The sequence below is a fragment of the Streptomyces pimonensis genome, assembly GCF_041380215.1.
GTDB lineage: Bacteria > Actinomycetota > Actinomycetes > Streptomycetales > Streptomycetaceae > Streptomyces > Streptomyces pimonensis.
Genome location: NZ_JAHWZY010000013.1, coordinates 58,213 through 84,165, shown reverse-complemented (window position 1 = coordinate 84,165; position 25,953 = coordinate 58,213). Strand labels below are relative to the sequence as shown.

24 protein-coding genes are annotated in these 25,953 nt (G+C 70.8%); 10 read left to right on the top strand and 14 right to left on the bottom strand.

Annotated features, from left to right (window positions below):
• Positions 1 to 306: 306 nt before the first annotated feature.
• The 9 genes from KYY02_RS15315 to KYY02_RS15275 all read right to left on the bottom strand — a co-directional run bounded on the left by KYY02_RS15315 (position 307) and on the right by KYY02_RS15275 (position 8,040).
• A complete protein-coding gene (locus KYY02_RS15315) occupies positions 307 to 1,785 on the bottom strand; it encodes an AICE element replication initiation protein (protein WP_371238496.1) in 1,479 nt (492 codons plus the stop codon).
• 2 nt (positions 1,786 to 1,787) lie between these two features.
• Positions 1,788 to 2,675: a bifunctional DNA primase/polymerase gene (locus tag KYY02_RS15310; protein ID WP_371238495.1), complete on the bottom strand. Its 888-nt coding sequence runs from the start codon at positions 2,673 to 2,675 to the stop codon at positions 1,788 to 1,790.
• 87 nt (positions 2,676 to 2,762) lie between these two features.
• The gene (locus KYY02_RS15305; RefSeq protein ID WP_371238494.1) at positions 2,763 to 3,227 is read right to left on the bottom strand and encodes a hypothetical protein; all 465 of its coding nucleotides are present in this window, start codon (positions 3,225 to 3,227) and stop codon (positions 2,763 to 2,765) included.
• Between the two features lie 204 nt (positions 3,228 to 3,431).
• Entirely contained in the window at positions 3,432 to 5,549 is a 2,118-nt protein-coding gene (locus KYY02_RS15300) for a P-loop NTPase family protein (protein ID WP_371238493.1), read from the bottom strand.
• 107 nt (positions 5,550 to 5,656) lie between these two features.
• Positions 5,657 to 5,974, bottom strand: coding sequence for a hypothetical protein (locus KYY02_RS15295; protein ID WP_371238492.1), 318 nt, complete (start codon positions 5,972 to 5,974; stop codon positions 5,657 to 5,659).
• Between the two features lie 218 nt (positions 5,975 to 6,192).
• Positions 6,193 to 7,053, bottom strand: a complete 861-nt coding sequence (locus KYY02_RS15290; RefSeq protein WP_371238491.1) for a protein spdB — start codon at positions 7,051 to 7,053, stop codon at positions 6,193 to 6,195.
• Complete coding sequence (locus KYY02_RS15285) at positions 7,050 to 7,331, bottom strand: DUF6303 family protein (protein WP_371238490.1); 282 nt, start codon at positions 7,329 to 7,331, stop codon at positions 7,050 to 7,052. The genes KYY02_RS15290 and KYY02_RS15285 overlap by 4 nt, the downstream gene beginning before the upstream one ends.
• Positions 7,328 to 7,774, bottom strand: a complete 447-nt coding sequence (locus tag KYY02_RS15280; protein ID WP_371238489.1) for a Pycsar system effector family protein — start codon at positions 7,772 to 7,774, stop codon at positions 7,328 to 7,330. Before KYY02_RS15280 ends, KYY02_RS15285 begins: the two co-directional genes overlap by 4 nt.
• Positions 7,771 to 8,040, bottom strand: coding sequence for a DUF6284 family protein (locus KYY02_RS15275; protein WP_371238488.1), 270 nt, complete (start codon positions 8,038 to 8,040; stop codon positions 7,771 to 7,773). The genes KYY02_RS15280 and KYY02_RS15275 overlap by 4 nt, the downstream gene beginning before the upstream one ends.
• A gap of 443 nt (positions 8,041 to 8,483) precedes the next feature.
• Here KYY02_RS15275 and KYY02_RS15270 point away from each other — a divergent pair, with 443 nt between their 5' ends.
• Together KYY02_RS15270 and KYY02_RS15265 are read left to right on the top strand one after the other, a co-directional pair.
• The gene (locus KYY02_RS15270; protein WP_371238487.1) at positions 8,484 to 9,278 is read left to right on the top strand and encodes a GntR family transcriptional regulator; all 795 of its coding nucleotides are present in this window, start codon (positions 8,484 to 8,486) and stop codon (positions 9,276 to 9,278) included.
• Entirely contained in the window at positions 9,275 to 9,940 is a 666-nt protein-coding gene (locus KYY02_RS15265) for a YdcF family protein (protein ID WP_371238486.1), read from the top strand. The genes KYY02_RS15270 and KYY02_RS15265 overlap by 4 nt, the downstream gene beginning before the upstream one ends.
• A 494-nt stretch (positions 9,941 to 10,434) precedes the next feature.
• On the opposite strand, the gene KYY02_RS15260 is transcribed toward KYY02_RS15265, so the two are convergent.
• The 3 genes from KYY02_RS15260 to KYY02_RS15250 form a co-directional block, all read right to left on the bottom strand.
• Positions 10,435 to 10,872, bottom strand: a complete 438-nt coding sequence (locus tag KYY02_RS15260; protein ID WP_371238485.1) for a hypothetical protein — start codon at positions 10,870 to 10,872, stop codon at positions 10,435 to 10,437.
• A gap of 4 nt (positions 10,873 to 10,876) precedes the next feature.
• Positions 10,877 to 11,377 carry a hypothetical protein gene (locus KYY02_RS15255; RefSeq protein ID WP_371238484.1) on the bottom strand — a complete coding sequence of 167 codons (501 nt, stop codon included), beginning with the start codon at positions 11,375 to 11,377 and terminating at the stop codon, positions 10,877 to 10,879.
• Positions 11,378 to 11,923: 546 nt separating this feature from the next.
• On the bottom strand, positions 11,924 to 13,699 hold the full coding sequence (locus KYY02_RS15250) for a dolichyl-phosphate-mannose--protein mannosyltransferase (protein ID WP_371238483.1): 1,776 nt from the start codon (positions 13,697 to 13,699) through the stop codon (positions 11,924 to 11,926).
• Between the two features lie 85 nt (positions 13,700 to 13,784).
• Here KYY02_RS15250 and rsmI point away from each other — a divergent pair, with 85 nt between their 5' ends.
• From rsmI to KYY02_RS15230, 4 genes are all read left to right on the top strand, one after another.
• The gene (gene rsmI / locus KYY02_RS15245; RefSeq protein WP_371238482.1) at positions 13,785 to 14,633 is read left to right on the top strand and encodes a 16S rRNA (cytidine(1402)-2'-O)-methyltransferase; all 849 of its coding nucleotides are present in this window, start codon (positions 13,785 to 13,787) and stop codon (positions 14,631 to 14,633) included.
• Positions 14,634 to 15,191: 558 nt separating this feature from the next.
• Positions 15,192 to 16,082, top strand: coding sequence for a TatD family hydrolase (locus KYY02_RS15240; protein WP_371238481.1), 891 nt, complete (start codon positions 15,192 to 15,194; stop codon positions 16,080 to 16,082).
• Between the two features lie 34 nt (positions 16,083 to 16,116).
• Positions 16,117 to 17,016: a 16S rRNA (adenine(1518)-N(6)/adenine(1519)-N(6))-dimethyltransferase RsmA gene (gene rsmA, locus KYY02_RS15235; RefSeq protein WP_371238480.1), complete on the top strand. Its 900-nt coding sequence runs from the start codon at positions 16,117 to 16,119 to the stop codon at positions 17,014 to 17,016.
• The gene (locus KYY02_RS15230; RefSeq protein ID WP_371238479.1) at positions 17,013 to 17,906 is read left to right on the top strand and encodes a 4-(cytidine 5'-diphospho)-2-C-methyl-D-erythritol kinase; all 894 of its coding nucleotides are present in this window, start codon (positions 17,013 to 17,015) and stop codon (positions 17,904 to 17,906) included. Before rsmA ends, KYY02_RS15230 begins: the two co-directional genes overlap by 4 nt.
• 12 nt (positions 17,907 to 17,918) lie before the next feature.
• Here KYY02_RS15230 and KYY02_RS15225 read toward each other — a convergent pair whose 3' ends face one another.
• On the bottom strand, positions 17,919 to 18,527 hold the full coding sequence (locus tag KYY02_RS15225) for a Uma2 family endonuclease (protein WP_371238478.1): 609 nt from the start codon (positions 18,525 to 18,527) through the stop codon (positions 17,919 to 17,921).
• A 144-nt stretch (positions 18,528 to 18,671) separates the two neighbouring features.
• Here KYY02_RS15225 and KYY02_RS15220 point away from each other — a divergent pair, with 144 nt between their 5' ends.
• From KYY02_RS15220 to KYY02_RS15205, 4 genes are all read left to right on the top strand, one after another.
• Positions 18,672 to 20,483, top strand: coding sequence for an ABC-F family ATP-binding cassette domain-containing protein (locus tag KYY02_RS15220; protein WP_371238477.1), 1,812 nt, complete (start codon positions 18,672 to 18,674; stop codon positions 20,481 to 20,483).
• Between the two features lie 265 nt (positions 20,484 to 20,748).
• Positions 20,749 to 22,485 (top strand): outer membrane protein assembly factor BamB family protein, encoded by a 1,737-nt coding sequence (locus KYY02_RS15215; protein WP_371238476.1) that lies wholly within the window; start codon positions 20,749 to 20,751, stop codon positions 22,483 to 22,485.
• Positions 22,486 to 22,543: 58 nt separating this feature from the next.
• Positions 22,544 to 24,352 carry an outer membrane protein assembly factor BamB family protein gene (locus KYY02_RS15210; protein ID WP_371238475.1) on the top strand — a complete coding sequence of 603 codons (1,809 nt, stop codon included), beginning with the start codon at positions 22,544 to 22,546 and terminating at the stop codon, positions 24,350 to 24,352.
• Between the two features lie 205 nt (positions 24,353 to 24,557).
• Complete coding sequence (locus KYY02_RS15205) at positions 24,558 to 25,238, top strand: response regulator transcription factor (protein ID WP_371238474.1); 681 nt, start codon at positions 24,558 to 24,560, stop codon at positions 25,236 to 25,238.
• A gap of 396 nt (positions 25,239 to 25,634) precedes the next feature.
• Here KYY02_RS15205 and KYY02_RS15200 read toward each other — a convergent pair whose 3' ends face one another.
• Positions 25,635 to 25,946, bottom strand: a complete 312-nt coding sequence (locus KYY02_RS15200; RefSeq protein ID WP_371238473.1) for a hypothetical protein — start codon at positions 25,944 to 25,946, stop codon at positions 25,635 to 25,637.
• Positions 25,947 to 25,953 lie beyond the last annotated feature (7 nt).

The following is a 25,953-nucleotide window of genomic DNA, read 5'->3' as shown; positions in this document are numbered from 1 at the left end:
TCTGGTGACGCAGGCCTTCGTCACTAGATGACGCAGGTGACGCGGGATGACGCAGCCTCCGCCACCTGCGTCACTGCTGTAACGGCAGGTCGCCAGACATTTGCCGTCTTCGGGTGACGCAGGTGACGCAGCGTCCCTTTCCTTCGGACAAGAGAAGGGGGTGTCCGTTGTGGTGCGCGGTTCAAGCGCGAAGAAGGAGCCGCTTGGCGGCGCGACCATTGCAGGGCGGCTGCGCCGCCGAACAGCAAGAGGAGCACGCCGGGCGGGGGTGCTCCTCTTGCTTGTGCAGGGGCGTGATGTCGCCGGTCAGAACGCCGGTGCCTGCTCGTGCGGGGGCGGCGGGGCCGGGGGCCGGGTCATCTCGATGTAGCGGGCCGTGCTGGTGCGGCCCCAGTCGATGAGGACGCCGCGGGCGGCGAGGGTGGGCTGAAGGCGCTTGAGGCGGTCCGAGAGCACCTTGCCCGTGGTCGGCCACCCCTTGGGCAGGGGACGGCACTCCTCACCGCCGTAGAGGCCGGTGAGGCAGTGCAGCCACTCGGTGGACGTCATCCGCTGCTCCGCCCCGGCGTCCAGGCCGGCGGCGTACTTCAGCACGGTCTGCGCCAGTAGGTCGCCCTCGATGACGTCGTCGTTCAGGTCGTCCAGGGCGGCCCGGTAGGCGCCCAGCGCTCCGAGACCGGTCGCCGCGTCCAGCTGCGCGCACAGATGGGCGAAGTCGGCCATGCGCAGGTCGGTGGGGATGTCCGCATCCGCCGCGCGCACCTGCACGGTGAGGTCCAGGAGGGAGCCCAGGATCACGGGTAGGGCCTCTTCGAACTCCGCCCACAGCTCCGCTTCGGTGCGCCGGGTATGGGGGCGTTCCAGGCGGAGCGGCAAAAGCCGTTCGGCGAGGTCGGGCCGGATGACGCCCACGTCGATGCCGGTCAGCAGTAGAGGGCGGCGGTAGCGGGCGCGGACGACGTCCCCGTCGGTGTAGAGGGCGCGCTTGATGGTCTCGGCACCGGTGACGATGCAGCACATCAGGTCGGACAGATCCGGGGCGAGGTGAGAGAGGTTGTCCAGGGCGGTGACCCATCCGGCGGCCACAGCCGCGATCAGGTTCTCCTCGTCCTTCGGTGCCCGGCGCAGGTCGCCAGTCATGCCCTCGATGATCCGCACGAGCATCCGGCCGCCGGTGGACTTCCCCGCGCCCTGCGGGCCGGTGAGGAACGGGGCGGGCACGGGCACGGACGGCTCGAGGCAGCCGATGAGCCAGGCAATGGCCAGGCACTCGGTCTCGGCGGTGGCGAAGTTGCACAACCGCAGCAGGGCGTCGATGCCCTTGCCATCGGTATCCTTGGCGGGCAGGGGCAGTTCCCCGGTGAGCTGGGTGCGCCGCCAGCACACCTCACGCGGGTCGGGAATGGTGATGTCCCAACCAGTGGGGTGGATACGGACCGACCGCCCGTCGTCGCGGCCCAGGTCCAGCCACGTCGCCCCGTCGAATCCGGGGGCGACGCGGATGTGGACGGGCTGTACTTGCTGGCTCATCGCCAGTGCCTCGATCAAGTCCAATGCCTCTTTCAAAGCGGTGCCGTTGAACACGCCGTGCCCGTCGTTGAACAGACCGACCATGAGTTCCTGCCGGTGACTGCCCGAGGTGCCCTGGGAGCGGATCGGACGGGCCACGGGGTGGCCGTTCCTCTGCGCGTACACGGTCCCGTCGGCGGTGCGGAAGTACCGGAAGTGCGCCTGCGCGTAGTCGGCGATGACCTCGCGGGCGGGAGTCTTCTCGTCGTCGGACATGGTCACAATCCCAGCGTCGTGCGGGCGTTGGTCCACGCGTCAGTGCAGTGCCGCAGCGTCTCGCCCTTGGCCTGCGCGGCGGTGAACAACCGTGTCATGTGGGCGTCGGTGAAGCAGCCGCACCGGCCGTGCCGGGACAGCACGGCGAGGAACGTCCGGTACACGGTCGCGTGGACCGCACTGCGGGCCTCGGTGATGCGCTGCTCCGCCATGGCGATGCCCCGCTCCAGATAGGCGGGTGTGCGGTGCGGGCACTCCCCACCCTCGGACCGTGCGGGCATGGCGACGGCCTGCAGTGCCGGCCGAACCGGGGAGTGATCCTTGGTGGCCAGCGCGCGGACGACGTCCGGCAGGACGGTCATGGTGCCGGCGCCGGGTCCGAGGTAACGGGCGTAGGACATGGCCGACTTGATGTCGACGCCGGGACGCACCGCGTTGTGTGACGTCATGGTGCCCCGGTAGATCCAGTGCTCACCGCGCGTCGTCGCCACGGTCCGCGTGGCGGGCAGGGTCTCGCGGGCCCATGCGATGGCGCCCGCGTCGTCCAGGTCCACCACGGTCAGGCCGGCGCCGCCGGGGTGGTAGGCGACGGAGACGGCCCGCCGCCATGCGGCCGTCCAGGCCGGGGAGGCGAGGACGGCCGGGGCGATGGTGGCGGCGGCCCAGGCGTGGCAGACGCCGGGGCACCGGCACGGGCCCGCGCTCTTCATGTTCGGCCGGCCGCCGCACGCATTCCGCGCGCACTGGTGGCAGTTACCGAACGGCACCTTCCCCTGTCGCAGGGGCAGCACCGGGATCCCGGTCGCGACCAGCGTCAGCGCGGTCCGCAGGGGTTCGGGCAGCCGCGGCTGTGGGCCGGGCACTCGCCGGATGGTGGTGGGTTGGGTCATGCTGGGAGACCTCCACAGGTCAGTTGGATGGCTGGTGGACAAGGGCGGCCCCGGACTTTGGCGAGACGGGGGCCGCCCTTGGCGTAGCTAGCCGTGGAAGTGGTTGCGTTTGATCACGGCCCGGCGGATGTTCACGGTGGTGCCGCCCTTGTGGCCGCCCGCTCCGAGGACCTGGACGGCGATCCAGCCGCCAAAGATGACGGCGGCGAGGGTGATGAGCTGGGTGACGAACGCGGTCAGGGCGGCGATGAATGAGGTGAGCAGGAGCAGTCCGCCGCACACTGCGAGGAAGCCGACGCCTCCGAGGGCGACGTTCACCGCCGTCCGCGAGACGGCCGGCTTCGCGGTGACCGGCTCCGGGCGGGCGGCGTCGATGGCGTAGCCGGTGACGATCCGGCCGTCGGGCAGGACGATGCTCGCGACCGCCGGAACGGTGTCCGGCTGGACGGGGGCGACCGGTGCCGGGTGGACGACGGTGGGCGGGAGCGGGGTGGGCAGGTAGGCGGTCACGGCCCGTTCGGCGGGCGCGGGGCGGGCGGGTTCGGGGTACATGCGGAATCCCTTCTGGTGCTGGGCCAGGGAGGCGGAGGCACCCCCTCGGGGGTGCCGTGCGGTGGGGTGTTTCGGGGGTCTGGCCTGTGTGCCTCCCTGACTCCCTGGAGCGGTGTTTTCACTGATCAGTGCAGGGGATGCGGGGTAGGGAGGCGGGTGGGGGAGTGTCCCCGCCTCCCTGGGCTGGACGCTGGTTCCTCCCTGCTACTCGACGGCGGAAGCGGAACCGTCTCCGTCGCGATTGGCGAGGGCACGCAGGACGTGAGCGCGGTGAACGACCATGCGCCCGTTGGACTTCTTGGGCTCCTCACCCTCGGCCTCCAGCACGCGCTTGAGGTCACCAAACGTCCAGGTGCCATAGGCGTCCTCGTTCAGCACGGCGAGCCGCTTGAGGATGTCGAGAGTGAGCAGACGTGACGCGTCGCCGATCACGTGCGCGATGTCGGCGAGCGGATCGTGGTCCGCGCTGCGGTCGATGGCGTGCAGGGTGGTGACGCCGTCGCGCAGGGCCTTGGCCCGGTCGGTGATCGCGGTGGCGGCGTCGTCGTCGATGTAGTGCGTGCGGACCGTGATGGACGACTGTCCGGCCGGGATGGTGATGCCGTCGGAGGCGACGACCAGGGTGCCCCGGTCCAGACCGGGCCGCAGCAGGTTCGGGGCGGCGCCGCCGTCGACGGCCTTGTCCCCGAGTGCCATGCGGGCCTGCGACTCGGTACCGAGGGCGAGGGAGGCGCGGGTGTGGGCGCCCTCGCGCACGAGTTTGGGCAGGTTCTCGTTGGTGGGGTCCTGGGTGCCCTGCCACATCAGGACGTTCACCGCCCGCCCCTGGTTGTGGATTTTGCGGACGGCCATGAAGTAGCGGGAGTTGGCCTTGGACCCGCCGTAGGGGCGCTTGTCGGCGTCCTTGGCCGGACACATGAACGCCACCTGCGCTTCGTCGACCAGCACGATGAGCGGCGGGAAGGTGGTGCCGGGCGGGGCCTGGATCCGGCGGTTCATCTCGTCCACCGCGCCCTCGACCATCTCGGTCACCCGGATGACGTGCTCATCGGTCGGGCCCTGGATCAGCGTGGTGGCGAGTCCGCCGAACATGGCCCAGTCCCCGACGCCCTTGAGGTCGCCCATGAGGAACTGCACCGACCGGTCCAGCGACAACCACAGAGCCAGCGAGCGCAGGGCCACGGTCTTGCCCTGATTCGACAACCCCGTGATGAGCAGGTGCCGCTGATACAGCGACAAGGCGGCAGCGTCGCCGCGCAGGTCCTGCCCCCACGGGGCGCGGCCCTTGGTGTAGTCGGCGGTCAGCGTGTCGTCGGTGACCAGCGGAGAGGGGCCGATCGGTTCGTCCAGCGCTCCCGAGTCGGCGATCCACAGCCGCACGGTGCGGGCGGCGGTCGGGATGGTGATGAACACCTCGTGCTCGTGCCGGGTGAGGTTCTCGGCGAGCTTGCGGCGCTTGTTCTGCACCTCGTTGGTTGACACCCCGGAGGGCAGGGTGACGTCGACTTCCACGCCGCATCCGGCGATGGTGATCGGTCCGAGCATGGAGGCGCCGGCGTCGCCCATCTCCTTGATGGCGCGTGCCAGGGCGGGCACTCCGAGGTCGCGCAGGGCCTTGACCACGATCGACGGCGTGATCGGCTCCCCCTCACCGTTGCGGACGTTCGCGGGGAGTGCCCAGGCAGGGGCGGCGTGCTGCTTGCGGCCGACCGACCACAGAGCGAGCAGGGCCAGGAACGGGCCGATCGTGAGAGCCGGACCCCACACGATCTGCACGATCCGGATCAGTAAGGCGATGAAGTCGATGGTCGCCGTGAGTGGGGTGATGACGTGCCCGACGTCCTCGGTGCTGATGGCCATGACGATGCCGAGGGCGACCAGCAGACCGATGCTCATGCCGGCGCCGACGGCCACGCCCTTGGCGGCGTCGACGGGGGAGTGGAGCAGGTCCATGCGGCGGTGGTGGCGGGCGGCGCGGAAGCGCTGCAAGCGCTCCTCCCACTCCTCGGCCGCTTCCAGGTTCCCCGCGGCTTCCGCTGCCCGGATCATCCGCTCATAGCGGGAGCCGGTGCGGCCGTCCCACGCGCGGCGGGCCACGATCCGCCCGCCGTTGACCGTGTACAGGCCATGTCGCGCCACCGCGCGGATGGTGGCCTTGGTGCCCTCGTGCGTGACGGCCGACTTCACCGCGCGGCCGGAGCGCACCCACAGCGGCACCGGCCGCACGGGCGGCGCGTCCGGGACGACGGTGAGGGTGGTCACGGTCGCCGGTTCGGCGGTCGGGTCGGTGTGCTTGTGGAGGTGGACGACGTTCTCAGACATGCTGGAACTGCTCCTGACTGCCCCGTTAGGGGCGGGAGTAAAGGGAGAGCCGGGGTGGCCGTGTCCGTGGAAAGTCCCGGTCACCCCGGCGCGGGGGGATGGGCTGGTCACCACCAGCCGGACGACTTCTTGGCGGCCTTTTCGCGGGCGGCCTCGGTGATGAGCCGCTGCCGCTCGCCGTGCAGCGCGTTCAGTTCGGCGGTCAGCCGCATCTCGGCGGCGCTGCCGGTGGACTCGATCTGCTGCTCCGCGCGGCCGGTGCTGCGGCCCCTCAGGGTGCGGTAGGCGCCGCTGGTGACGGCGCGGGCCATGGCGCGGCGCTCGCGGCCGTTCAACGGCCACAACTCACCGCGCCGCACGGCCTCCAGCTTCTTCGTGGTCGCCTGGATTTCGCGGTCCAGGCGGCGGATGTCGGCGTTGCTCATCAGGTGATCCCTTCAGTCCGTGTGGGCACAGGGAGGCCGTTACGGTGTGCGGCATGGGTGGGGACTCTGCGGTCCATACGCGGCCGTGCAGGTGGTGTCTTGCGCCGGTGGAGCAGCCGCGCGGTTGGTGGCGTAAGCGGCGGTACTGCAGCAAGCAGCACCGCCGCTGGGTTCGCTTCTGGTCGGCTGTCGCGCGGATCTTCGACAACCTGTAGCGGTCAGGCGACGCGCTTCCACGCGGCCCGCAACCGAACTTCCGAGGCGGAGTGGCCGGCGGCCCGGAAGCGGGCGGCCATCTCGCGGTAGGACAGAGCCGGGGTTTCGCTGGTGCGGATCTCGTCGACGATGACGTCCAGCGCGTTATCGGTGAGGGCCGGTGCGGCCTCCAGCGAGCGGGCGGTGAGCGGCTCCGACGGGCCCCACACCGGGAGTTCCCAGCGGGGTGTGACGCCGGGTGTGACGCGGGTCGTCACGCTGGTGAGCGCCCTGCCGGTCTCCTCGCCGGCGCGGGCTGTCTCCAGGGTCGACCACGCGGAAGAGAGGGTCTGTGCGGTCTTGGCCTGGACGCGGGCGACGCGGGCCCCGGCCGCCGTCACGGCCGTCAGCCGGGTCTCCTCGGTGGCCGCTTCCGCCCGGAGCCGGGCGCGGGCCACGGCCGCTTCGTCGCGCGCTTCCTGCTGAATCCCCCGGATCGCATCGAGGGCGAGCGGGGTCAGTGCGGTGCGCTCCCACAGGCCATGGACCAACCACAGGGCCTTGGCGGCGATCGGCAGCCACGCCACGGCCAGCCACGCCCCGGCGGAGTGCTCGGCGGTCAACGCGTGCGCCACCAGCACGGCGGTGGCGAGCAGACCGAAGGACCAGCCAACGGCGGTCACGGCGGCGTTGTGATCACCCTGAGCGGCGAGACGGCGTTCGTAGGCGAGGGTGGCCAGCCATCCGCCATCGATGCCCAGACCGACGACCACGGCCACCGGCCACGGCATGGCCGTGCCGAGCCACATCACCACCACCGCGAGGGTGAGGACCATGGACACGGCCGTCATCGCGACGGCCGGAAGAACGGTCTTCGCGTTCATGCCGCATCCCCGTTCCGACCGCGCACCCTGACGGCCGCGATCAGCACAACCGGCGTGCTGTCGTCGTCGGGGTCCCGGTGGTCTTCCGTCCAGGACCACACCGCGCCCGGCGCCACCTCGTAGCCGAGGGCGGCCAACGCGCGCCGACGCTCCGCCACGGTCGGCACCGGGCCCGTGCGCGCCCAGCGGACGGTGGGCCAGTCCGGCACCCCGTACAGCACCACGTACAGGCGCCACGCGCCGCCGTTGTTCGACATCTGCGCCGTCAGCGTCCTCATGCCGCACCCCCGGCGGTGAGCAGGGCGGCCAGGACGAGCAGCGCCCCGCCGGCGCGGATCAGGTCGACCGCGCGGCGCAGGCAGGTGAACTTGGCGACCGCCAGCCGGGACAGTCCGGCGATGTCGGCGGCCAGGTCGCAGTCGACAACCGCGCTGATCTCCTCCGCCGTGAGCGTCGCCCACAGCGGGAAACCGTGCCGACCACTGAGGTTCGGGCGGACCGACCGCAGCAGCAGACCGGCCGCCACGACCAGCAGCGCCAGACCGGCCCCGCCCGCGACGACGGCGGGCCGGTTCAGCGGCAGGTCACGGGCGACCGTCCAGGCCCCGGCGAGCACCGCCCCAACGAACGCCAGCAGCAACGCCGTCTTGCTGTCCGTGCGCGTGATCTCCGCCTTCACCTCGGCGTGCGCGGCGAGCAGATTCCGGTCGGTGGCACTCACGCGGCACCGCCCGGGAGGCTCGCGGCCGTGGTGTGGTTGAGCAGGGCGACGCGGGCGGCGAGGGCGCGGCGGCGGGCCCGGCGGATGCGCCGGTTATCCAGCTCGGTCGGCGTGCGGTCCAGCGTGGTGATGTGCGCGTCCAGCAGGTCGACGTCCGCCAGGATGACGGGCATCTCCCGCTCAATCGCGTCCAGCTCCGCGTTCGTCGGCTCCATGAAGTCGGCGAACGCGGTAACAGCGTCCTGAACAGTGACGATGTGCTCCATTGGGTCGTGTTCCTCTCAGCGGTGGAACGGCCCGAACAGCACCCCCGGAGTTGGCCCTCCGGGGGTGTGCGCCGTTGTTGGAGAAAGCCGCGTGTCACACGCGGCGCGGCCACTGAGCAGCGGCCGAAGTGCCCCGGATCGGATTCGAACCGATCGGGTGCCGTACGGGGTGCGCCGGTCTTCTCCGCCTTGTTTCCGACCCCTTCGGGCAGGCGGACCACGGGTTGCCGGCAGTTCCCTGTGTGAAGTTCTCAAGGCGCTTGCGCTTCCTTCGAGCCCGTTTCACGGAGCCCTCCGGGCGGCATGGGAGCAGCCCAATAGGGATGCTCCGGACTCGCTGTCCTAGGACTGCGAGCCGTTCGATAAGACCATGACGCACAGTCCCAGGACTGTCAACAGTCCTGGGACTGTGTTTCACTGGTCGATGTCGAGAGGAGTGCTGCATGGCGCCCAAGTGGCGGGAGCTTGCGGACCGACTGGCCGAACAGATCAGGAACGGCGAGTACGCGCCCGGTGCCCAGTTGCCGCAGATCAGGGACCTGGTGGAAGCGGGCGAAGGCTCGAAGTCCACGGTTCATGCGGCCTACAAGGCGTTGGAGGCCGAAGGGCTGGTCACGTCGTCGCGCGGACACGGCACGGTCGTCCGTGAGCGGGCCCCGCTTAAGCGGCTCGGCATCGCGCGGTACGACAAGGCCAAGTGGCGGGACGGCGATGAGGTGGCGTTCATCGCGGACCGAGTGGCGTCCGGACGTTCGTATAAGCGGAACGAACAGACCCAGACCGTCAGCCGTGTGACGGCGCCGGCCGTCGTCGCCCAGGCACACGGTCTGCCGGAAGGTGCGGAGGTCTACGCACGTGCGCGCGTGGTCAAGGAAGGCTCACAACCGACGCACACGCTGACCAGCTACTACCGTCCCGAGCACGTAGAAGGGACGCGCATCGTCGACCCGACGCCGGGGCCCGCCGGCCGGGGCGGTGGCTTCCGTGTCCTGTACGACGCCGGATACGAGATCGACCACATGCAGGAGACGCTGTTCGCACGCATTCCCACGGCGGACGAAGTCCAGCTCCTCCAACTCGCACCGGGTGAGTGGGTGGTGGAGCTGCACCGGACGACGTACACGGCCGACGGCACCGTGGTGGAGTTCGCGGTCGGCGTTCACGCGGCGACACGCTTCGCCTGGACGTACGACTTCAAGGTCCCCGACTCAGCGAAAGCGGAGGGCGAGAGCAAGTGATTTCAGCACAGGCATGGGCCGACGCTCAACGGCTGTGGGACTTCCAGCAGATGGGGCACGAGCTGCGCCCATGCTCTGTCGCGATCGGACTCGGCAGTCATGACCTTGGAGTCGCGGACACAACCGCCGATCTCTACCACCGGGGCATGATGCCGCTGATCGTCTTCACCGGGGCAACCAGCCGCACCACACGCGACCGCATGCCGCGTGGCGAGGCTGAGCATTACCGCGAGCGGGCGATGGAACTGGGGGTGCCGGCCGATGCCATCCTCGTTGAACCGCGGGCCCGGAACACAGGAGAGAACATCCGCTTCTCCCGTGCACTCCTGGAAGAGCGCGGAGCCGCTGTGTCCTCCGTCCTCCTGATCAGCAAGCCGTACGAGGAACGACGGGCCTACGCCACCGCCCGCAAACTGTGGCCCGAAGTCGAGTGGGTCAGCGCATCCACGCCCATGACCCTGGCTGACTACGTCGACTCGATTGGAGACGCACGCCTGGTCATCGACATGCTGGCCGGCGCGCAGCAGCGGCTCATGATCTACCCGCAACAGGGATTCATGATCGAGCAGCACATCCCCGATGACGTGGCCGCAGCGTATGAGCGACTGCGCGACACCGGGTTTACAAGCCGACTCGTGACAGATTCCGCAGTGCGGAAGTGACGGGAGTGCAGGAGGCCTGCGAGGCCCAGGGTGGCCAACTTCCGGCCACCCTGGGGCGCTGAGCGCGCTACGTCTTGCGATAAGCAAAGGTCACGCAAGATGGATGCACGGCGAACCGGCTGGCACTGAAGACCGTCGTTTTCCAGCGCAGTACAACATCCTCACTCCATTAAGGCGGCTCGCTGCGCGCAGTCTGTGCCCCAGCCGGGCCAGCGCTCCTATCCCCGCCCCGCTTCAGCCCGACTGGCGCCCGTGCTATGCACACAGCAATCGACTGTCGAGCTCAAAGAGGGACACATCGTCGCTGAGGTCCGTCGGTTCCACGGCCTTAGCCACCTCCCCGGCCTGGGCCCGCGTTGAGCAAGACCAGGGGGCCGCTCGTGCATATTGCGGGCAGGTCCAAAAGCCTTCCCGAGCCGCCGACTAGCGTACGGCACCTGATCATGCCCGACCTCAGACTGGGCAGGCCACCGGCCAAACCCGCTCCGCAGCCCTCAGGCTTCGTCGCTATCGATACCCTGGGCCCTTAGTTGTTCAAGAACCTCATCAATGAATGAGTCAACGTTCATGGCATTTCGGCGCGCTCGGCTGTAAAGTTCCTGTATTTTCTTGTTGAAACTTTCGTCGTCTTTGCGTCGTGCGACCACAGCGGGGTCTTCTGTTTCCGATTCATCTCGCACTCGGCGCATCCTTGGACGTACAGGACGACTTCGAATGCTCTCCACTAGATCGCCGTTTGCATTCCTCAGTTCAACCACAAAGGGGTGCTGCCCATCATTGTCCTTGCTGTACACGACGAAGGAGGTTGAGGAAAGAGAAGTTGCGTACTTTTCTGCGCGCGCTGATCCGATGCTATCCCAATCAAGGCGACGTGCCGTGGTTAGGTTCAACAAGGCGTCAACGATTTCGACAAGGCGGGCGTCGTGTACCATTCTACTATTCTCCGATCTGGAATCCCAAGCTCGCAGCCAGGGAACTAAGCTCGCCTGTTACCTTGACGATAGACGTTCTTACGTTGGCCGTGTCGGCCACAAGGTCGCCGGGGTTCGAGATCAGGATATTCTTGGCCTCCCCCGCGGCGACGATAGAGGTCTGCAAGCCTCGCATAATCTTCTGTTCATCTGAATCGGAAGCTTTTAGCAGACCCCTCGCCTGACTTGCTTGCCACTTCCAAGTGTTGATCCACGAGATAGCCACGCGCGGTTCACCCTCATGAACGGCTCGATCCAGCTCCTCTTCTGTTTTGATAAGTTGATGAATTAAGGCGATTAGGGAAGAGCGGATGATGCGTTCGCGAGTGGACTGGGCTGCATCGCGTGCCTGTTCGGCGGCCTTCTTTGCACCCCTTGCCTGCCAAAAAGTCAGCCCGAAACCTGCCAGCGAAAGAGGGATTCCAAGTGACGTAGTCACTACGTCGACTATCTCGTAGAAGGTCACGGTCCCCACGCTATGGTGTCGTCCACTATTGAGGATCGTAGTCTAGCGAAGATTGCCGCGCCGATAGAGGTCCTTGACAAGGTTGGCCCGATCAGGAACGGAGGTCCGCAGCCTGCCTGAGTGTCGCGCGTCGGGGCCGCGAAAGCGGCGACCTGTCTATCGAGCAGCGTTGTGGCGCGAGTAAGCAGGCACTTGCTGCGACTGGGCGCGGACGCAGCAAGCTCTCTCCGGAACGTGATCTGACGCCGCGCTAACGTCCGCCCCTCTCGTCAACGAGCACGGACGGCGGCGGTCAGAGGAAGCCGTCTACGGCGGTCGCATCTCAGCTGGCTGGGTGCCAACAGCCGTAAAAGAGAACCCTAAAGCGGTGGCTACTGCCCGCCGTGAACCCCTACGCAGGCCTTCTGAACCCGCGGTGAATCTCCTGCAGAGCCAGTAGTGGGCCGTCTCCGGGCCGTCCGAGGGTGGCCCACGACAACCGCTGACGACCAACAACGACCACGAGGGCGCGGCAGTCTGCCGCGCCCTCGTGGTGTGTCTGCCCAGCTAAACCCAGGTATCCAGCCACATCCGCGACCGCCAGTCGTCGAGCGGGATGGACTGGCCGGTGTAGATGGGCCAGAAGTAGATGAAGTTCCAGACGATCAGCAGGGTCAGCACGCCCGCCGCCGTCGCGCCCGCGACACGGCGGGTGTCGGTGGAGCGGGGCGGACCGACGAGGGCGCCCAGGAGCATCGCCACGGCCAGGCAGAGGAAGGGGAGGAAGACGACGGCGTAGAAGAAGAAGATCGTGCGCTCCTGGTAGAGGAACCAGGGCGCGTAGCCGGCCGCGATGCCGCAGGCGATCGCGCCGGCCCGCCAGTCGCGGCGGAACAGCCAGCGCCACAGGACGTACAGGATCGCGAAGCAGGCCGTCCACCACAGCATCGGGGTGCCGAGGGCCAGCACCTCGTGGGCGCACTTCTCACCCGCGTCGACCGGACAGCCGTCCGTGCCGGGGGCGGGGGACTCGTAGAAGTAGGAGACCGGGCGGCCGGTGACGATCCAGCTCCACGGGTTGGACTCGTAGGGGTGCGGCGACGACAGGCCGACGTGGAAGTCGTAGACCTGGTTCTCGTAGTGCCACAGGCTGCGCCACCAGTCGGGCAGCAGCCACGACCAGGCGCTGTCCCTGCCGTCCTTGGCCGCCCAGTCGCGGTAGTAGCCGCCGGTGCCGTCGGCCGGGGAGAGGATCCAGCCGGTCCAGGAGGCGAAGTAGGTGACCACCGCGACCGGCACGGTCGACAGGAACGCCCAGCCCAGGTCGCGCCTCAGGACCGCGAGGCGGGGCCGGTGCGCGCCGGCGACCCGGCGCGCACCGACGTCCCACAGCACCGCCATCACGCAGAACGCGGCCATGATGTAGAGGCCGTTCCACTTCGTGCCGATCGCCAGACCCAGCATGAGGCCCGCCGCCAGGCGCCAGGGACGGAAGCCGATCCGGGCGTTCTCGGCGACGTACGCGTCCGGGCGTACCCGGCCGTCCGGGTCCACGGGCAGCGCGGCGGCGAGCCTCTCGCGCGCCCGGTCCCGGTCGACCACCAGACAGCCGAACGCCGCCAGCACGAAGAACATCAGCACGCCGTCGAGCAGCGAGGTCCGGCTCATCACGAAGTGCAGCCCGTCCACCGCCATCAGCGCGCCCGCGAGACAGCCGAGGAACGTGGAGCGGAACAGGCGCCGGCCGATCCGGCACAGCATCAGCACCGAGACCGTGCCGAGCAGGGCCGTCATGAACCGCCAGCCGAACGGGTCGAAGCCGAAGATCAGCTCGCCCAGCCCGATCACGTACTTGCCGACCGGCGGATGCACGACGTACGCCGCCTCGGTCGGGATGGGGACGGCGCCGCCCGAGAGGATCAGGTCGTTGGCGTTCTTGTCCCAGTTGACCTCGAACCCGCGGTGGACCAGCGCCCACGCGTCCTTGGCGTAGTACGTCTCGTCGAATATCACCGCCTTCGGACGGCCCAGGTTCCAGAACCGGAGCACGCCCGCCAGCAGTGCGACCAGGAGCGGACCGCCCCACCCCGACCAGCGGACGATGCGCCCCGCGAGCACCGGCGGCACCCCGAGCGTGTCCCACAGCCGCTTCGACGGCTCCGTGTACGGCGGCACCAGGCGGTCGCGGACGTCGCCCTCGCGGGCGTCGGCCCCGCGGGCGTCACCTCCGGCCGGACCCGGCGCCGGGTAGCCGAAACGGCGCAGCCGCTGCTGCCACGACGGCCGCTCTTCGTGCGGCGCCTGGTCCTGCCGGGTGTCCGTGGAGGACGCGGTACTGGTCACCGCGCCATCGTAGGGAACAGGGCTGTGCGAGTCCCGCGCATGGCCGGTATGCCCCGGCTCCGTCCGGTCCTGGGAGGATGGGGGAGTGACCGGAATCCTCGTACTCGCAGGCACCCCCATCGGCGACCTCTCCGACGCCCCGCCCCGGCTCGCGGAGGAACTGGCGGGCGCCGACGTCGTCGCCGCCGAGGACACGCGGCGGCTGAGGCGTCTCACCCAGGCGCTCGGCGTCACCCCCAAGGGGCGGGTCGTGTCGTACTTCGAGGGCAACGAGTCCGCCCGCACGCCCGAACTGGTCGAGGAACTGGCGGGCGGCGCGCGCGTGCTGCTGGTGACGGACGCCGGGATGCCGTCCGTGTCCGACCCCGGCTACCGGCTGGTCGCGGCGGCCGTCGAACGGGACGTCAGGGTCACCGCGGTGCCGGGGCCGTCCGCGGTGCTCACCGCGCTCGCCCTGTCCGGGCTGCCCGTGGACCGGTTCTGTTTCGAGGGGTTCCTGCCCCGGAAGGCCGGCGAGCGGCTGGGGCGGCTGCGCGAGGTCGCCGACGAGCGGCGCACCCTCGTCTACTTCGAGGCCCCGCACCGCCTCGACGACTCCCTCGCCGCGATGGCCGAGGTGTTCGGCGGGGAGCGGCGGGCCGCCGTCTGCCGGGAGCTGACCAAGACGTACGAGGAGATCAGGCGCGGTCCGCTGGCGGAGCTGGCCGCGTGGGCGGCGGAGGGCGTGCGCGGGGAGATCACGGTGGTGGTCGAGGGGGCGCCGGAGAAGGGGGCCGAGGAGATCGACGACGCCGGGCTGGTGCGGCGGGTGCGGGTGCGGGAGGAAGCCGGGGAGCGGCGCAAGGAGGCGATCGCGGCGGTGGCCGTGGAAGCGGGGGTTCCCAAGCGGCGGGTGTTCGACGCGGTGGTGCGCGCGAAGCGCGATCTCGGCTGAGCGACCGGTCGACGCCGTGGGGGCCCGGGGCGTCGCGGGCCCCGACGGCCGTGGGCGAGGCCGGTCGCGCCCACGCGGCGGTGCAGGGCACGGGGCGTCTCGGCGAGGAACGGCCGGAGCCCGCCGGCACCCGGCCGTTCCTCGCCCCGCCCCCGCCCCGCCCGCGCCCGCGCTCGCGGGCCCGCGGTGGCCCACCGGGAGCCGGGGCGGATCCGCCCCTCCAGCGGACCGGCAGCCGCGGCGGGACGACCGGGATCACCGGGCGGGCCGCGCTGCGCGCGGGCGCCGCCGTCGACGCGTCGTACGTGTTCGCCCGCGTGCGCCGCGGGCACGGCCGGGAACAGCCGGGAACAGCCGCACGGAACAGAGCACCGCACCGGCACCGACGGCCACCCCTTCGCGGTGCACGTGGCGGACGGCCGGGGCGTCCCCTCCCCGCTGGACCGGCCCGCCGCAGCTGCGACGGCCACGTGGTGGCGCGCATCCGGCGGCCGGGCCGGGTCGCCTCCGCGCGGAACGCCGAGCTGACGTCCGCGCCGCTTCCGTAGGATCGGGTGCATGCCTTCGAACGCCTCCGACAAGAACGCCGCCCCGCCGCTCCCCGAGCCCCTGCGGGTGCCGGTCGCGGACTCGCACACCCACCTCGACATGCAGTCCGGCACCGTGGAGGAGAGCCTGGCCAAGGCCGCGTCGGTGGGTGTGACGACGGTCGTGCAGGTCGGCTGCGACCTCAAGGGGTCCCGGTGGGCGGCGGACACGGCGGCCGCGTACGACGCCGTCCACGCGACGGTCGCGCTGCACCCCAACGAGGCCCCGCGCATCGTCCACGGGGACCCGGACGGCTGGTCCCGGCAGGGCGCCCGCGAGCCCGGCGGGGAGGCGGGGCTGGACGAGGCGCTCGCCGAGATCGACCGGCTGGCCGCGCTGCCCCAGGTCAAGGGCGTCGGCGAGACGGGCCTCGACTACTTCCGCACCGGGCCGGAGGGCAAGGAGGCGCAGGAGCGGTCCTTCCGCGCCCACATAGAGATCGCCAAGCGGCACGGCAAGACCCTCGTGATCCACGACCGCGACGCCCACGCCGACGTCCTGCGCGTACTGAAGGAGGAGGGCGCCCCCGAGCGCACCGTCTTCCACTGCTACTCCGGGGACGCCGAGATGGCGGAGATCTGCGCGAGCGCCGGGTACTACATGTCGTTCGCCGGCAACGTCACCTTCAAGAACGCGCAGAACCTGCGGGACGCGCTCGCCGTGGCCCCGCTGGAGCTGGTCCTGGTGGAGACCGACGCGCCGTTCCTGACCCCGGTGCCGTACCGCGGGCGGCCGGGCGCCCCCTATCTGGTGCCGGTGACCGTGCGCGCCATGGCGGCCGTACGGGGCGTCGACGAGGACACCCTCGCCACCGCCCTCGGGGCGAACACGGCCCGCGCCTTCGGTTATCCACAGGTGTGACCTGCCCGGCCCCCGTGCCCCGTACCCTTGTCCCGTGACCAGCCCCATCCCCGACGCCCTCCTGGGCCCCGCCGACATCCGTGAACTGGCGGCCGCCCTCGGCGTACGGCCCACCAAACAGCGCGGCCAGAACTTCGTCATCGACGCCAACACGGTGCGCCGTATCGTGCGCACCGCCGGGGTCCGCCCCGACGACGTGGTCGTCGAGGTCGGACCGGGGCTCGGCTCGCTCACGCTGGCGCTCCTCGAGGCCGCCGACCGGGTCACCGCCGTCGAGATCGACGACGTCCTCGCCGCCGCGCTGCCCGCCACCGTCGCCGCCCGCATGCCCGAGCGGGCCGGGCGGTTCGCGCTGGTCCACTCCGACGCGATGCACGTCACCGAGCTGCCCGGACCCGCCCCGACCGCCCTGGTCGCGAACCTGCCCTACAACGTGGCCGTCCCGGTGCTGCTGCACATGCTCGAGAGCTTCCCCAGCATCGAGCGCACCCTCGTCATGGTCCAGTCCGAGGTCGCCGACCGGCTCGCCGCCGCCCCCGGCTCGAAGGTGTACGGCGTGCCCTCGGTCAAGGCCAACTGGTACGCGGAGGTCAAGCGGGCCGGTGCCATCGGACGGAACGTCTTCTGGCCCGCGCCGAACGTCGACAGCGGGCTGGTCTCGCTGGTGCGCCGCGCGGAGCCGCTGAGGACCAGCGCCTCCCGGCGCGAGGTGTTCGCCGTCGTGGACGCGGCCTTCGCCCAGCGCCGCAAGACGCTGCGGGCCGCGCTCGCCGGATGGGCGGGGTCGGCGGCCGCCGCGGAGGCCGCCCTGGTCGCCGCCGGGGTGTCGCCGCAGGCCCGTGGGGAGTCCCTGACCGTCGAGGAGTTCGCGCGCATCGCCGAGAACGCGGGGAGCTTCGGGAACGCCGGGAACAAGGAGCAGGGTCAGCAGTGAGCGTCACCGTCCGTGTCCCCGCCAAGGTCAACGTCCAGCTCGCGGTCGGCGCCGCCCGTCCCGACGGCTACCACGACCTGGCCAACGTCTTCCTCGCGGTGGGGCTCCACGACGAGGTCACCGCCACGGCGGCCGACGAGCTGCGGGTGACCTGCGCCGGCCCCGACGCCGGCCAGGTCCCGCTCGACCGCACGAACCTCGCCGCCCGCGCGGCCCTGCTGCTCGCCGAGCGGTACGGCCGTGACGCGGACGTCCACCTCCACATCGCCAAGGACATCCCCGTCGCGGGCGGGATGGCGGGCGGCAGCGCGGACGGCGCGGGGGCGCTGCTCGCGTGCGACACGCTGTGGGGGACGGGCGCCTCGCGCGAGGAGCTCCTCGACATCTGCGCCGAGCTGGGCAGCGACGTGCCGTTCAGCCTGGTGGGAGGGGCGGCGCTCGGTACCGGGCGGGGCGAGAGGCTGACGGAGCTGGAGGTCGGCGGCGCCTTCCACTGGGTGTTCGCGATGGCCGCGCGGGGGCTGTCGACGCCGGCGGTGTTCCGGGAGTTCGACCGGCTGGGGCAGGGACGGAGAATCCCGGAGCCGGTCGCCTCGCGGGAACTGCTCGACGCCCTGGCCAAGGGCGACGCCGACGCGCTCGCCGCCACCGTCTCCAACGACCTCCAGCCGGCGGCGCTGTCGCTGTTCCCGGAGCTGGCGGACACGCTGGCGGCGGGGCGTGCGGCGGGGGCACTGGCCTCGCTGGTGTCGGGCTCGGGGCCGACGACGGCGTTCCTGGCGCGGGACGCGGAGGAGGCGGAGGGGATCGCGGGCGCCCTGCGGGCCTCCGGCACCTGCCGCGACGTACGCATGGCGTCGGGGCCGGTACCGGGAGCAACGGTCGTCTGAGGGGCCCGGCCCTCAGAGCTCGTCGACGGCGGTCAGGTCGATGTCGATGGAGTAGGGCTTGTCGACCTTGATGCGGTCACGGTGCATGCCCATGTGCACGTATGCCTTGGTGAGCGGATCCAGCTCGTAGACGTGGACGACAGGCCTGCCGCTCACGCCGTTCTCCTCGACGCGCCAGAAGTTCGGGATTCCCGCGATCGCGTACTTCTGCGGCTTGGTGGTGCGGTCGCGGGACTCGGAGTCCGGGGAGACGACCTCGATGGCGAGGAGCACGTCCTTCGCCGCGTAGCGTGTCTGGCCCGATCCGGTGATCGCGTCGGTGCGGACCACGCTCACATCGGGCTCGGGGCCATTGCGCCGGTCGAGGACGACGGTCATTTCCCGCCTGATCCTGAACCCGGGCGGGACGGTCCGGCGAAGCCCGTCGACCAGCAGGTCGATGACGATGCTGTGGAAATCCCGCTGCGGGCTCACGAAGACCAGGCTCCCGTCGATCAACTCGGTGTGCGGCGGGAGATCAGGCAGCGTGAACAGGTCGTCCACGGTGTAGCCGTCCTGGGGTGGCACCGGCCAGTGCGGGTGGCGGTGCTCTACGGACTCGGCGGTCATGGTTCCTCCCATGGACGGGATCCTGCTGCCTGCCCCCTACGGTAGCCGCCCGTTTCCGATCGCGTCATCACGAAGAGTGACGATCTTCCGGCGCGCCGGTCGCGGGCCGGGAGGGCCTACGCTTGAGAGCTGATCGATCCACCGGGCAGGAGAGAAATGGCCGTCAATCTGGTCAATGTCGAGAACGTCAGCAAGGTGTACGGCACACGCGCGTTGCTCGACGGGATTTCCCTCGGCGTCTCCGAAGGGGACCGGATCGGGGTGGTGGGGCGCAACGGGGACGGCAAGACCACCCTCATCCGGATGCTGGCCAGGCTGGAGGAGGCCGACACCGGGCGGGTGACGCACTCCGGCGGGCTGCGGATCGGGGTGCTCACCCAGCACGACTCCCTCGACCCGGCCGCCACCGTCCGGCACGAGGTCATCGGCGACCTGGCCGACCACGAGTGGGCCGGGAACGCCAAGGTCAGGGACGTGCTGACCGGGCTGTTCGGCGGACTGGACCTGCCGGGGTTCCCCAAGGGCCTGGACACCGTCATCGGACCGCTGTCCGGCGGTGAGCGCAGGCGCATCGCGCTCGCCAAGCTGCTCATCGAGGAGCAGGACCTGATCGTCCTCGACGAGCCGACGAACCACCTCGACGTCGAGGGCATCGCCTGGCTCGCCCAGCACCTGCGGACCCGCCGCTCCGCGCTCGTCTGCGTCACCCACGACCGCTGGTTCCTCGACCAGGTCTGCACCCGCATGTGGGACGTGCAGCGCGGTGACGTGTACGAGTACGAGGGCGGCTACTCCGACTACGTCTTCGCCCGCGCGGAGCGCGAGCGCATCGCCGCCACCGAGGAGGTCAAGCGGCAGAACCTGGTCCGCAAGGAGCTGGCCTGGCTGCGGCGCGGCGCTCCCGCGCGGACGTCCAAGCCGCGCTTCCGCGTCGAGGCCGCCAACGAGCTGATCAGGGACGTCCCCCCGCCGCGTGACAGCAGCGAGCTGATGAAGTTCGCCTCCTCGCGGCTCGGCAAGACGGTGTTCGACCTGGAGGACGTCACCGTCCAGGCCGGGCCCAAGGTGCTGCTCGAGCACGTCACCTGGCAGCTCGGGCCCGGCGACCGCGTCGGTCTGGTCGGGGTCAACGGGGCGGGCAAGACGTCCCTGCTGCGGGCGCTCGCCGAGGCGGCCCGCAGCGAAGGGGAGGCGCAGCCCGCAGGGGGCCGCGTCCGGGTCGGCAAGACGGTCAGGCTCGCCTACCTCTCCCAGGAGGTCGCCGAGCTCGACCCCACCTGGCGGGTGCTCCAGGCCGTGCAGCAGGTGCGCGAGCGCGTCGACCTCGGCAAGGGGCGCGAGATGACCGCCGGGCAGCTGTGCGAGACGTTCGGGTTCAGCAAGGAGAAGCAGTGGACGCCGGTCGGGGACCTGTCCGGCGGTGAGCGGCGGCGGCTGCAGCTGCTGCGGCTGCTGATGGACGAGCCCAACGTCCTCTTCCTCGACGAGCCCACCAACGACCTCGACATCGAGACCCTCACCCAGCTCGAGGACCTCCTCGACGGCTGGCCCGGCTCGATGATCGTCATCTCCCACGACCGGTTCTTCGTCGAGCGCACCACGGACCGGGTGTTCGCGCTCCTCGGTGACGGCACCCTGCGGATGCTGCCGCGCGGGATCGACGAGTACCTGGAGCGGCGCAAGCGGATGGAGGAGGCCGCCGCCGCGGCCTCCGCTCCGGCCGCGGCGCCCCAGGGCGTCGCCCCGGAGAGGAGCGCCGCCGACCAGCGGGCCGCCAAGAAGGAACTGCAGAAGATCGAGCGCCAGCTCGACAAGGTCTCCGAGAGGGAGACCAAGCTGCACGCCGCCATCGCCGAGCACGCCACCGACTTCGCGAAGGTGGCCGAACTCGACGCCGAGTTGCGGGAACTGGCCGGACAGCGCGAAGAGCTGGAGCTGCGCTGGCTGGAACTGGCCGAGGACGCCTGAGCCACCCCGCCGTCCGCGTGCCGTGAGGCGCGCGCGGCGTGAAGGGGACGTGCCGCGCTTCCTGGGTCTCCTCCCGGGTTCCCGCGCGTCACAGGGGCATCACGGGCCGGTTCTCCCTTGGGAACAGGGGAGGACGCGGCCCGGTGGCGTGTCGGTACCGGGTGATACAAAGAGGCCGGTCTGAGAAACGTCCGAAGTACGACTCTGGGTTCATCGCGTACCTCAGGGCGTGGCTAAAAATCAGTGAGCAAGGGGGAACGCGCTGATGACCCAGCCGCCCGACCAGCCGCCGCAGGGTGGCTTCGGAGCGCCGCAGGATCCGCCGCCGGGGGGTGGTTTCGGGGCTCCGCAGACGCCTCCGCCGCCGCAGGGCCGGCCGCAGCCCGGATACGGGCACCAGCAGCAGCCGGGGCCGTACAACCCCGGGCCGTACCACCCCGGGCCGTACGCCTCCGGCCCCTACGGCCGGCCGCAGCAGCCGGGACCCTACGGGCAGCCCGGGTACCCGCCGCAGCCGCAGTTCCCCGGGGCGCCCGGCACGCCGCCGCCCGGCGGGCCCGGCTCCCGCAGCCCCTTCAAGGGCAAGCCCGTGATGGTCATCGGCGCCGCGGTGGCCGCGCTGCTGGTGATCGGCGGCACCGTGTGGGCCGTCTCCGGTGACGACGGCACAAAGGACAGGAAGCCCGTCGCACGGCAGACCGGGGACCCCGAGCCGGACGACAGCTCCGGCGCCCCGGTCAACCCGGGCGACGGCAGCGGCGACGGCGGCGAGGCCCCGGAGAACCTCAACGAGGGCCGCCGGGCCGGCGAGTCCAGGGTGCTCTGGTACAAGGAGGCGCCGGACGCGCCCGCTTCCGGCGCCGACGCCCCCGGCATGTGGGTCACCGACAGGACGGTCGTGAAGGCCGCCTACAAGGAGCTCTTCGCCTACGACGCCGGCGACGGGAAGCCCGCCTGGGACGCCCTCGCCTTCCCGCAGAGGATCTGCGCGGTCACGCGGAACGCGACGTCCGACAACAAGGTCGTCATCGCCTACATGAGCGGCAGCAGCGATCGCGCCGAGTGCAACCAGCTCCGGCTCGTCGACCTCGACACCGGTGAGAAGGGGTGGAAGCAGGAGGTCGCCGACGGCACGCTGTTCGACTCCGCGCTCTCCATCGAGATGTCCCTCACCGGCGACACGCTGATGGTGGGCCGCTCGCAGTCCGGCACGGCGTACGACGTGACCAGTGGCAAGAAGCTGTTCGACGCGAAGAAGTACGGTGACGCCCCCTGCTTCCCCACCGCCTTCGCGGGCGGTGAGCGGCTGCTCCAGGTCGCGTCCTGCGGCACCGGCGGCGCCGACGAGCACGACGAGCTCCGGGAGCTCGACCCGAGGACCGGCAAGGTGAAGTGGACCCGGAAGTTCGACAAGGGGTGGCGCATCGAGCGCGCCTACTCCGTCGACCCGGTGGTCGTCTACAGCACCAACGAGGACAAGAAGGCCTGGAACATCTCCGCCCTCACCGGCAGCGGGAAGTTCCGTTCCCAGGTCACCGTCGACGAGGACTTCGCCCCCGGCTGCGGCTGGGCCGTCCTCGCGCGCGACCTCCAGGGCTGCGAGGGCGTCGTCGTCGACGGGAACACCCTCTACCTGCCGACCAGGGCGACCACCGGGGCCAACGAGATCGTCGCCGTCGGCCTCGACGACGGCAAGGAGCGGTGGCGGGTCGAGTCCCCGGCCGAGGAGTTCATGCGGCCGATGAAGGTCGAGGGCGGCAAGCTCATCGCCTACGTCGATCCGTCGTACGACGCGGGCGGGCGGATCGTGGCCATCCCCGTCGGCGGCGGCGACCACGAGCCGACCGAGCTGATGCGGAACCCGCAGGGCGTCGCGAGCATCGAGAACAGCTTCTTCAACAAGTCGGTCGACTGGGTCGACGGACGGTTCTACCTCTCGACCACACGGCTGACCGGCAATGACGATGCGAAGGAGAAGTTGATGCTCGCCTACGGCAAGTGAGGGCCGTCCCCGTCCCCTTCCCGTCGCCCGTCGTCCCCTTCCCCGAGGTAGTCACGTCATGACCCAGCCGCCCCCGCCGCCCCACCAGCCCCCGCAGCAGCCGGGGTTCGGGCCGCCCCCGCAGCAGCCCGCGCAGCCGCCGGCCGCGCCCGGCGGGCCTGATCCCGGCAGGGCCCCGGAGCCCGGATACGGGTATCCGCAGACTCCGCCGTCCCCGACCCCGGCCGCCCCGCAGCCGCCGGTCACGCCGCCGCCGGCTCCGCAGGGGCCCGGGTACGGGTACCCGCAGCAGCCGCCGGCCGCCGGGTACGGACACCCGGGGCAGCCGCAGCCGGGGGCGTACGGGCAACCCGGGTACGGGTACCCGCAGCCGCCGACCATGCCGATGCAGCAGCCGGTGGGCGGCGGGAAGAGGTTCAACGCGCAGGCCGCCATCATCGTCTCGGCGGTCGTGGCCATCGCCCTGATCGTCGGCGCCGGTGTCTGGTACGCGTCCTCGTCCGGCAAGGACGACGACAAGAGCACCACCGCGGATTCCGGCGGCACCAGCGGCGAGGACGGGAAGAACGGCGACTCCGGGGACACCTCCTCAGGGGCCGAGGAGAAGGTGCCGGCCGACACCGGCTCCAAGGTGCTGTTCCAGGTGCCCGCGCCCGAGGTCCCCGAGGGCGTCAGGAGCGTCCCCACCGCCGGCTCCTGGCTGACCGACACGGTGTACGCCAAGAGCGGGATCGCCGAGATCGTCGGCTACGACCGTGCCAAGGGCACCGAGAAGTGGACGATCGACCTGCCCGGACCGGTGTGCGAGGCCACCAACCGCGTCACCGAGGACGACAAGACGGCGGTCATCTTCAAGCCCGCCATGCCGACCAAGGAAGAACCGCAGTCCTGCACGCAGCTCGCGGTGATCGACCTCGCGGCGGGCAAGGAGGTGTGGACCAGGACCGCCAAGTCCGGCACCATGCCGATCAGCTTCAACAACGTCACCCTCAGCGGCGGCACCGTCGCGGCGGGCAGCACCAGCGGCGGCGCCGCCTGGGAGGTCGCCTCCGGCGAGCAGCTGTGGGCGCCCAAGACGTCCGACTCCTGCTTCGACTCCGGGTACGGCGGTGGCGAGAAGCTCGTCGCGGTGCGCAAGTGCGGTTCGTACGACCAGCGGCAGCTGCACATCCAGAACATCGACCCGAGGAGCGGGAAGGTGATCACCGAGTACAAGATGGACGAGGGCATCGAGTACGCCGCCGTCGTCTCCACCGACCCGCTGGTCGTGGCGGCCGACGTCAACGAGTCCGCGGGCGACGGCAGCGGGATCTCGGACTTCTTCTCCATCGACAACAGGACCGGCAAGCTGCGTACGCGCATCTCCGCGCCGGGCGAGGAGTACGCGGCCCGCTGCGACAGCATCTACAAGCTCGAGAAGTGCACCGGGCTGGCGGTCGGCGAGGACAGGCTGTACATCGCGACCGAGGAGCACGAGGGCGGCGGGGAGTCGTACAGCCAGACCAACGAGGTCGTCGCCTTCGACCTGGCGACCGGCAAGCAGACCGGGCAGCGTACCGACGCGGGTGACGGCTACACGATCACCCCGTTGCGGATGGACGGCGGCAACATCCTGGCGTACAAGCGTCCGCCGTACGACAAGGGCGGGCAGATCGTCAGCATCGACGGGGGAACCTTCGAGCAGACGAAGCTGATGGAGAACCCGGCGACGGAAACCGTGCGGGACGTCGAGTCGCGGATGTCGCCGGAATACGCGGAGATCCTGTTCTCGCAGGGCGCTCTGTACATGTCCGGTGCCTATGCCAGTGACTTCTCGTCGGCTTCGGACGAGAAGGAATATCTCGTGATCGCTTTCGGTACGAGTTGATCGTTCGATTCGTTGTTTCCCGCGGCCCCGTCCCTGGTCAGGGACGGGGCCGCGGGCGTATCGCGTGTCATCCGCCCCACACCGTCGAATGCGAGAATTTCGGCGATCCGGGGCGATTCCTGCCGGTAGGGGGAGCGTAACGTCGAACAAGCGTGTAGCTTCCGGGGGCATCCGGGGGTGCGTTGTTGTGGGGGGTGGTTGTTCGATGGGAGTGCGGCTGATGGTGGTCGACGACCACCGATTGCTCGCCGAGGCGTTGGCCTCGGCGTTGAAGCTGCGGGGGCACCGGGTGCTGGCGGCGGCCGCGCCGGCGGCCGGCGCCGCGGATCTGGTGATCAGCAGGGCGCCCGAGGTGTGTCTGCTGGGGACGGCGGCGCCGGCGGCGGCGGGGGCGTTCGATCCGGTGGTGAAGATCAAGCGGGAGCGGGCGCAGGTGGCGGTGGTCGTGCTGGGGCCGGTGCCGTCGCCGCGGGGCATCGCGGCGGCGTTCGCGGCGGGGGCGTCGGGGTACGTGCGGCACGACGAGCGCATCGAGGGGGTCGAGCGGGCGATCACGAAGGCGCGGGCGGGGGAGGCCGCCGTGGCGCCGCAGTTGCTGCAGGGGGCGTTCGGGGAGCTGCTGAATCCTGTGGCGCAGCCGGATGACGAGGGCGTGCGGTTGCTGCGGCTGCTGACGCCTCGGGAGGTGCAGGTGCTGGTGCGGGTCGCCGAAGGGGAGGACACCCGGCTGATCGCGGCGGGCATGGGCATCGCGCCGTCCACGGCCCGGACACATGTCCAACGCGTCCTGATGAAACTGGGCGTGGGCTCCCGCCTGGAGGCAGCGGCCCTGGCCGCCCGAACGGGCCTGCTGGACCGGGCGGGGCCGGTGGGGGGCGGCGCCTAGGCCTGTGGTGCGGGTTCCGCTTTGGTGGGGTGCGGACGGTGTGCCTGCGGTGCGGGGTTCGGCCCGGTGGGGGCGCGGGTGGTGGGTGGGGCGGGGCCCCGTGTCGGGGGTGTCCGTCCTCGGACCGGCGCGGGTCACGTCTGTCGGTGCGGGGTGCGGGGTGCTGGGTGCGGACGCGCCGGCCGCTGCGGGCGGGCGCCCCGTCCCCTTCCCGCCGTACGCGGCCGCCCGCCGCCGCTCCCGCGGGCGGGTCGTGCCTCCCCCAGCGCCTCAGAGGCCTGGGAGGCGCCGGCCCGCACCGGCGCGGGGCGCCCGCAGAGCGCCGGGACGCGCAGCACCGTTCCCGCTCCGCACCACCGCGGGGCACCCCGTGACGCGCGTCCCGCACCGCCCTGCTTACTCCTTCCGTTCCTCCGGAACGACGTCCGGCGGCGGCGGGGCCGTCGGCCTGAGCTTCAGCCAGAGGAGGAACAGCAGGCCCAGGACCAGCATCCCCAGCCCCGTCCAGAGGTTGATGTTGACCCCCTCGGCCTTGTCGAGGTCCGCGTCGGACGCGGTGAAGCCCGCGATCGTGACGATCACGCCGTACACGACGAACAGCCCGCCGATGATCCGCCGGATGTCGAACAACCGCGCGGCCGTCGTGGACTTGGTCTCCAGCTCGGAGACCTCCTGCCGAAGTTCACGCTCGGAATAGTGCTCGGACATGTTCTCT

What these genes read in the sequence shown, in the direction of transcription:
- KYY02_RS15220 (WP_371238477.1), top strand. Translation starts at nt 18,672, where the DNA reads ATGGCCGTCAATCTGGTCAATGTCGAGAACGTCAGCAAGGTGTACGGC.
- KYY02_RS15225 (WP_371238478.1), bottom strand. Translation starts at nt 18,527, where the DNA reads ATGGGAGGAACCATGACCGCCGAGTCCGTAGAGCACCGCCACCCGCAC.
- KYY02_RS15300 (WP_371238493.1), bottom strand. Translation starts at nt 5,549, where the DNA reads ATGTCTGAGAACGTCGTCCACCTCCACAAGCACACCGACCCGACCGCC.
- KYY02_RS15270 (WP_371238487.1), top strand. Translation starts at nt 8,484, where the DNA reads ATGGCGCCCAAGTGGCGGGAGCTTGCGGACCGACTGGCCGAACAGATC.
- KYY02_RS15290 (WP_371238491.1), bottom strand. Translation starts at nt 7,053, where the DNA reads ATGAACGCGAAGACCGTTCTTCCGGCCGTCGCGATGACGGCCGTGTCC.
- KYY02_RS15200 (WP_371238473.1), bottom strand. Translation starts at nt 25,946, where the DNA reads ATGTCCGAGCACTATTCCGAGCGTGAACTTCGGCAGGAGGTCTCCGAG.
- KYY02_RS15240 (WP_371238481.1), top strand. Translation starts at nt 15,192, where the DNA reads ATGCCTTCGAACGCCTCCGACAAGAACGCCGCCCCGCCGCTCCCCGAG.
- KYY02_RS15215 (WP_371238476.1), top strand. Translation starts at nt 20,749, where the DNA reads ATGACCCAGCCGCCCGACCAGCCGCCGCAGGGTGGCTTCGGAGCGCCG.
- KYY02_RS15260 (WP_371238485.1), bottom strand. Translation starts at nt 10,872, where the DNA reads ATGGTACACGACGCCCGCCTTGTCGAAATCGTTGACGCCTTGTTGAAC.
- KYY02_RS15275 (WP_371238488.1), bottom strand. Translation starts at nt 8,040, where the DNA reads ATGGAGCACATCGTCACTGTTCAGGACGCTGTTACCGCGTTCGCCGAC.
- KYY02_RS15315 (WP_371238496.1), bottom strand. Translation starts at nt 1,785, where the DNA reads ATGTCCGACGACGAGAAGACTCCCGCCCGCGAGGTCATCGCCGACTAC.
- KYY02_RS15210 (WP_371238475.1), top strand. Translation starts at nt 22,544, where the DNA reads ATGACCCAGCCGCCCCCGCCGCCCCACCAGCCCCCGCAGCAGCCGGGG.
- KYY02_RS15310 (WP_371238495.1), bottom strand. Translation starts at nt 2,675, where the DNA reads ATGACCCAACCCACCACCATCCGGCGAGTGCCCGGCCCACAGCCGCGG.
- KYY02_RS15295 (WP_371238492.1), bottom strand. Translation starts at nt 5,974, where the DNA reads ATGAGCAACGCCGACATCCGCCGCCTGGACCGCGAAATCCAGGCGACC.
- KYY02_RS15285 (WP_371238490.1), bottom strand. Translation starts at nt 7,331, where the DNA reads ATGAGGACGCTGACGGCGCAGATGTCGAACAACGGCGGCGCGTGGCGC.
- KYY02_RS15305 (WP_371238494.1), bottom strand. Translation starts at nt 3,227, where the DNA reads ATGTACCCCGAACCCGCCCGCCCCGCGCCCGCCGAACGGGCCGTGACC.
- KYY02_RS15205 (WP_371238474.1), top strand. Translation starts at nt 24,558, where the DNA reads ATGGGAGTGCGGCTGATGGTGGTCGACGACCACCGATTGCTCGCCGAG.